The organism is uncultured Holdemanella sp. (assembly GCF_958348295.1).
In the GTDB taxonomy this organism is placed as follows: Bacteria; Bacillota_I; Bacilli_A; order Erysipelotrichales; family Erysipelotrichaceae; genus Holdemanella.
The window spans coordinates 1-7,401 of sequence record NZ_CATVYQ010000069.1; the positions used below are offsets into that span (position 1 = coordinate 1).

At 33.8% G+C, this 7,401-nt stretch carries 7 protein-coding genes; 2 read left to right on the forward strand and 5 right to left on the reverse strand.

Features of this window, described 5'->3' with window-relative positions:
- Positions 1-120 precede the first annotated feature (120 nt).
- From Q3907_RS10015 to prfA, 5 genes are all read right to left on the reverse strand, one after another.
- Positions 121-1,458 (reverse strand): MATE family efflux transporter, encoded by a 1,338-nt coding sequence (locus Q3907_RS10015; RefSeq protein WP_301898175.1) that lies wholly within the window; start codon positions 1,456-1,458, stop codon positions 121-123.
- A gap of 46 nt (positions 1,459-1,504) precedes the next feature.
- Positions 1,505-2,371: a methionyl aminopeptidase gene (locus Q3907_RS10020; protein WP_301898176.1), complete on the reverse strand. Its 867-nt coding sequence runs from the start codon at positions 2,369-2,371 to the stop codon at positions 1,505-1,507.
- A 98-nt stretch (positions 2,372-2,469) separates the two neighbouring features.
- Entirely contained in the window at positions 2,470-3,039 is a 570-nt protein-coding gene (locus tag Q3907_RS10025; protein WP_195232639.1) for a ferritin family protein, read from the reverse strand.
- Positions 3,040-3,137: 98 nt separating this feature from the next.
- The gene (gene prmC / locus Q3907_RS10030) at positions 3,138-3,986 is read right to left on the reverse strand and encodes a peptide chain release factor N(5)-glutamine methyltransferase (RefSeq protein WP_003866203.1); all 849 of its coding nucleotides are present in this window, start codon (positions 3,984-3,986) and stop codon (positions 3,138-3,140) included.
- Positions 3,986-5,062, reverse strand: coding sequence for a peptide chain release factor 1 (gene prfA, locus Q3907_RS10035; RefSeq protein WP_003866204.1), 1,077 nt, complete (start codon positions 5,060-5,062; stop codon positions 3,986-3,988). Before prfA ends, prmC begins: the two co-directional genes overlap by 1 nt.
- 164 nt (positions 5,063-5,226) lie before the next feature.
- Between prfA and Q3907_RS10040 the strand changes: the two genes are divergently transcribed.
- Both Q3907_RS10040 and Q3907_RS10045 read left to right on the forward strand, forming a co-directional pair.
- Positions 5,227-6,621, forward strand: coding sequence for a glucosaminidase domain-containing protein (locus Q3907_RS10040; protein WP_301898177.1), 1,395 nt, complete (start codon positions 5,227-5,229; stop codon positions 6,619-6,621).
- Positions 6,622-6,890: 269 nt separating this feature from the next.
- Entirely contained in the window at positions 6,891-7,352 is a 462-nt protein-coding gene (locus tag Q3907_RS10045; RefSeq protein WP_301898178.1) for an Rpn family recombination-promoting nuclease/putative transposase, read from the forward strand.
- Positions 7,353-7,401 lie beyond the last annotated feature (49 nt).

A 7,401-nucleotide genomic window follows, 5' to 3' on the forward strand; every position in this document is an offset into this window, starting at 1 on the left:
GACTTTCTAAAATCATTTGAAATTATAGATGTTTATAAATCACGAAAAGTTGACGAATTAAATCAGATGTATGTGAAAAAGACATTAAAAGTCAAAAAAAGAAGTCGTTAGACTTCTAATTCAACACATTTTCTTTTGAACTGTACGTATTGTACTGATCCATAATGGAATCAATACCAGTGTAGCTGCAACCCATGCAGTTTGATCGGCCCATGTAATCGCATTATATTTGAAAATAGGTACAAAACATAATGCTACGATGCAACGTGCAATCATTTCTACAAAGCCTGCAAGCATGGCTCTTGCAGAATAGCCAAGGCCTTGAACGGACATTCTTGTTGTGATCAAAATTCCTAGTACAGGATAGAAATAGCCCATTCTTCTTAAGTATAAAGCACTCACATTTAACACTTGTGATTCATTTGCACTCACAAACATCATACTAAGAATTCTTCCAAAGAAAACCATTACGACACATGCGAATACACCATATAAAATACTCACCATTACGCCTTTACGATATCCATCATGGATTCGTTCTAACTTGCAAGCTCCATAGTTTTGGGAAAGGAATGTAGAAACAGCTGCACCCAATGCATCAAACGGACACATCATCAATGATTTAATACGCATACCTGCCGTGAAGCCCGAAACATAAATGGTTCCTAACGCATTATTCGCTGATTGCATAACCATTGAACCAATGGCTGTAATTGAAAATTGTAATCCCATAGGAACTCCCATTGCCAATAATTTTATCGAATGTTTCTTATCCATATAACGACTTGATTTAGGAACATGTAAAACATTGACTTTAAATGCAATCAATAGTAAGCACAAAATACCACTTACAGCTTGGGCAAAAATGGTTGCGATGGCAGCTCCTGCACATCCCCATTTCAAAACAAGAATACAGAAAAAATCAAGGCCAATATTTAAAACAGCTGAAAAAGCTAGAAAGAAAAATGGTGTTTTCGAATCTCCAATAGCTCTTAATATAGCTGATAAATAATTATAGAGCAATGTGAATGGTATTCCTGCAAATATGACAACTAAATAGGCATAGGCATCATTAAAGATTTCGTCATTCACTTGTAATATATGAAGAATGTCTGCACAAAAAACAACCACTAATATAGATATCACAAACGCTGTAATGGCCGTCCATACAGCCCCTGCATAAATATAAGTCTGCATTTCATCTAGTTTTTTGGCGCCATAACTTTGTGAAACCATGATTGCGAAGCCTTGGCATATTCCCATACAAAAACCTAGAATCAAAAATTGTACACTACTACTTGCCCCTACGGCAGCCAATGCTTTCGAACCTAATGTTTGTCCAACAATAGCTGCATCCACAACATTATAAAATTGTTGAAATAAATTTCCTAATAACAATGGAATACTAAAATTCAAAATGAGTTTTAAAGTATTCCCCTCAATCATACTCTTTTGCATATTCCCTTTTTACCCTCATCAAAAAAGAAGTCATTTTATTGACTTCTTACCAAGCTAATACTTCAATTCCTTTTTCTGTAACTAGAATTGTATTTTCCCATTGTGCCGATAACTTTCCATCTTTTGTATAAGATGTCCAACCATTATCTTTATCAATGTATAAATCACGAGTTCCTTGATTGATCATAGGCTCAATTGTGAAGACCATACCTGGCGCAATAACCATACCTGTATTACGAATTCCTACATGATGTACATATGGATCTTCATGGAAGGCATTCCCTACACCGTGTCCACAAAAATCTACAACTACACTGTAACCATTTTTATGGGCATGTTCTTGAATAGCAGCACCAATATCTCCAATATATCCCCAAGGACGCACAGCTTCTTTACCAATTTCTAGACATTCTTTAGTTACATCAACCAAGCGTTTTGCCTCTTCACTTACATTACCAATACAGAACATTCTAGATGCATCCGCAAAATGTTTATGTACAATCGTTGTGCAATCTACATTGATAATATCACCATCTTTTAATACGACTTTTTCACTTGGAATACCATGACAAATTTCATTATTAATTGATGTACAAACACTCTTAGGAAATCCTTCATAACCTAAACATGCAGGAATTCCACCATGGCTTGTTGTATAATCATATACTAATTTATCGATATCTTCTGTCGTCATACCTGCACAAATTTTTTCTCCAACTAAATCAAGTACGGCATTATTGATTTTAGCCGCTTTCTTGATCCATTTAATATCTTCTTCAGACTTAATTAAATTATGACTTGGAACTATTTTACCCTGTAGTTTTAATATATTAATGGTATTGTCCCACTCTTCATGACAATGTTTATATTTTTTACCAGAACCACACCAACATGGACTATTTTTACCAATCATTTTGATCCTTCTTTCTATACATATTCATTAAGACACAACTCATTATACACGAAAACAGAAAAAAAAGCTTCTGATTGATTCAGAAGCTTCTAAATACATTATTCACCAAAATAACGTTTTAATAATCCAGCGAATGCCTTACCATGACGAGCTTCATCACGAGCCATTTCGTGTACTGTATCATGAATCGCATCTAAATTTGCTTTTTTAGCACGAGTAGCTAAATCAACTTTACCTGCAGTAGCACCATTTTCTGCTTCCACACGCATTTCAAGGTTTTTCTTAGTTGAATCTGTAACAACTTCACCTAATAATTCAGCAAATTTTGCAGCATGTTCTGCTTCTTCCCAAGCTGCTTTTTCATAATACAATCCAACTTCTGGATATCCTTCTCTGTGAGCAACTCTTGCCATTGCCAAGTACATACCTACTTCTGAGCATTCACCTTCGAAGTTAGCACGTAAATCGTTTTTAATGTCTTCATCAACATCTTTTGCGACTCCTACTACGTGTTCAGCAGCCCAAGTCATTTCGTCTTCTACTGGAACAAATTTTTCTTTTGGTTGTTTACAAGTTGGACATTTCCAATCTGCAGGAAGATCAGCGAATTTTACGCCTTCTTTTTCCTCATCATAAATGTGTCCACAAATTAAGCATCTATATTTCATAAATAATCCTCCTCTTGAAATATAATATTTCCTCTTGTGACTATACTATCGCATATTCATTTCAATTTTTCAAAAGTATTGCTCAACAATTTTTAAAATTATAATTCAATCGTCAACATACGATCTTTTCCTGACATATCTTTATGTACAGTAATCGTTGCAGATTCAAAATATTCACGAGCTAAATTGGATAAAGCTTCACCTTGATCCCAACCCATTTCAAAGGCAAGGAAGGCCTTTTCATTCAATACAAGATGTGCTTTTTCAAATACGTCACGATAGAATTTCAATCCATCATTCCCACCAAATAAAGCTACGTGCGGTTCATAATCCACAACACTTTGTTCCATCTTTTCTTCGCTAGGAATATATGGTGGGTTACAAACTAAAATATCACAATGCAAATCACGATCCACAAATGGATCTAACATACTTCCACAAATGAAGTTTACATTTGCCCCAAGCTTTTCATTGTTCTTTTGTGCAACCACTAAAGCTTCTTTTGAAATATCTGAAGCAATCACATCCATCTTAGGTTCTTCAAGATTTAAAGTAATACCGATTGCACCCGATCCTGTTGCGACATCAAACACATTCACGTGGTCTTTATCTGCAAAATAATCATCAAACTTAGATAAAACAAGTCCTACAAGTTCTTCTGTTTCGGGTCTAGGAATCAAAACATCTTCATTCACGATAAAATCATATCCATAAAAACATTCATATCCCAATACATATCCTAATGGTTCTCCATTTTCCATCAAATGAATTCCTTCTAAATAATCAGTCTGAATTTGTTCATTCGCTTCCTCATCCATAGAAATATATAGATTGATATCTTTTTGTCGACATAACTCCACCATGAAAAGTTGAGCCGCTTGTTCCCCTTGACCAGCTTTGTAAAGACGTTCTTTACCTTCATTGATCAATGAATGATATGTACTCATTATTCTTTTTCTCCAGCAATTTTTGCCTGTTGATCTGCAAGTTGTAAAGCAGCCATTAAATCATCTAAACGACCATCCATGATACGATCTAACTGATTCACTGTATATCCGATACGGTGATCTGTTACACGGTTTTGAGGATAGTTGTATGTACGAATTTTTTCTGCACGATCCCCCGTACCAATCTTTGTACGACGTTCTTTTTCGTTCTTTTGATCCAATTCACGCTGTCTTTCTTCATATACACGTGCACGAATTGTCATTAAGGCAGTTGCACGGTTTTCATGCTGACTACGACCATCCTGACACTTAACTACAATACCTGTAGGTTTGTGGACAATACGAACTGCTGAATCGGTTTTATTGATGTGCTGTCCTCCAGCGCCACTTGAACGCATTGTTTCAATTTCTAAATCATTCATATCAATATCAAAATCTTCAGCTTCTACTTCTGGCATACACAATACTGTAGCGGTAGAAGTATGAATACGACCTTGTGATTCTGTCTTTGGCACACGTTGCACACGGTGAGATCCAGATTCAAATTTCAATGTTCCATAAGCACCTTCACCATTGACTTTAAATGATACTAATGAGAATCCTCCAGCTTCACTATCTTCCATTTCGATAACTTCTGTTCTCCAGCCTTTAGCTTCTGCATATTTTGAATACATTCTAAATAAGTCTCCGGCAAAGATATTTCCTTCATCTCCACCAGCAGCTCCACGAATTTCTAAGATTGCATTGTGTGAATCGTTAGGATCTTTTGGTACTAGAAGCAATTCTAAACGGTCTAAATAATTTTGGATTTTTGGTTCTAATTCTTCCAATTCCATTTGTGCCATTTCACGAATTTCTTTATCCTCTTCTTTAGAAAGGACTTTAGCCTCTTCTAATTCCTCAACCGCCTTTTTATATTCTTCGTATGTTTCAACAATAGGTGTTAACTCATTTTGTTCACGCCCCAATTTTGCCATTGTCTTACGATCCGATACAACATCACTTTGCATCATCAAATCATTGATTTCACGATAACGTTCAACCATTTTTTCTAAACGCTCATCCATTTTTGCCATAAATATACATCCTTTCTTTGTATTTTTATATCTTGAGTGCTTTACCACTTAAAAAACGCTTTATTTTAGCGATATACCCCATCTATTTTAATATAAAGTGCAATTATTGTCGATGAAAATTGTCCTATTACGCAAATTTTACAGATAAGAGTATAATATGGTGTATGCAAAGAAAAAGAAAAGTTAAAAAAACATCATTTAAGCTTATTATCATTCTATTGATTCTAGTATTTGTCGTTATACCATTTACCATTTTAAAAATGACAGAAGACGGAAAATATTATGTAGAAGATTTAAGTACAAGTGAAGTACAAGCTTCCTATAAACATTATATTTTTGCATCTTTAAAAATGAATACAATAGACTCTAAATATGCATGTATTAAAAACGAGAATGGTAAGGTTTTAAAACTTAAATCTGGATTTGTAAATTTAAAAACAAAAGATGTGACTGAAAACACCGAATATACCACGGACAATGATGAGACAGGATACATAAATGGTAATTATGGTGCAGATGCACAATATCTAGGTACGAGTTTTGATGGAAAGAAGGTTCATTTTAAAATCAGCGGGGTTCAAGCCTGGACTGATATCAACAATGTTGAATTATATTTATATGATGATTCATTTACTTTATCTACATATTATATTTATAATGGTTCTCTTATTCATACAATTTCTACAGATCTTTTTCAAGGAAATGTGAATTCTATTGCGATTGGTCCTGCTCCTAAATTCATGAAGGAAGATACAATCTATTGTTCATATGATGGCCATTATTTTTATGAAAATTACAATGATTTAATTGAAGATAAAAAAATCAATAAAAAACCCTATTATAATTATTATCAATATATTCCTCATAGAACTACTTCTTATTTAAATAATTCTATATATAATGCATATCTAGAGCAATATGGTGTTAGCGATGCATCTGTTCTATACAATCAGGCAGACATATTCTTTAAAATGCAGAATAAATATTCAATCAATGCATCTATGATGTATGCCCTTGCCTTGAACGAGAGTGGACTCGGCCTAAGCCAATATGCGATTGACTATAACAATTTGTTTGGTCATGCGGCAATTGATGAAAACCCAGACAATGCGAATCAATATAGTTCCCTAGTTGACTGTGTAAAACAACATGCCTACAATTTTTTACAACAAGGCTATTTAAACCCAAATGATTCTAGATATCATGGTTCTTGGTTTGGTGATAAGGCAAGTGGTATTAATGTCAGCTATGCTTCAGATCCTTATTGGGGAGAAAAAGCAGCAAGCTTTTACTATCACTTAGATGAAGGTGGTATTGACCAAGAAAAGAATCCTATTAAAACAATACAATTATCTAAGGATTTAAAGGTATATGCACCAAACAAAAAGAATGTTCTTTACACGTATAAAAAGGGAGAAATTGTATCGATTCATATCTTAAAAGAAGAGATTGGATACTATAAAATATCGAGTGAAGCTCCTGTCAAAGATAATGATTTGAATGTAAACTCTAAATATAAAAACAGTTATGCATATATCAAAAAGTCAGATTTCAAATAAAGAAACCATTCTAGTGTTGGCGTCTAGAATGGTTTCTTTTTTGTTTATTATTATTTTAGGAGAGAGATATGAATATTGGTTTATTTTCTATATTCATTGCCTTATCTTTAAGGCACTTATAGAATAACATTCCTTGTTGTCATAATTTTAGTATAACTTTGGTAAATCTTGTGAAATCAGATTGAATTATGTGAAATTATCAAAATATGCATCTTTTTTTGAAAAACCTCAATTTATTTCGTATATGAGATAGGAGGTGATGAAATCACATGAATAAATCAAAAGATAAAACAATGAAAGAATTTCTAGAAAACAATGCCTATTTTGTCGACTTCTTTAATGCGTACTTCTTTGATGGAGAAAGAGTTCTTAAACCAGAGAATTGTGAAGAACTCGATTCTGAGATGAATGATTCGAATATGGAGTTAGAAAAGCATGTGGATGTGATTCGTAAGTATAATGATGGAAGTCTTTATAGTGCATTCATTATTGAAAATCAAAGTCGTGTAGATGCTTCGATGGTTGTAAGGGCTGCAGCATATGAGTATGTAGCGTATGACAGAATGTTAAAGAAATTAAAGAAGAATAAAACGAAAGAAAAACTACCTATGGTAAACATTCTAGTATTCTATACAGGCGAAAGGCCTTGGAATGCATCTAGACAGCTTTCCCAACTTGTAGAGGTGGATGAAAGGTTCAAATCTTATTTCCATGACTACCAAATGCAGTAGTTACGCATGAAAAATAAAATGGCTTAAATAAACAAAATCGGAAACTCTA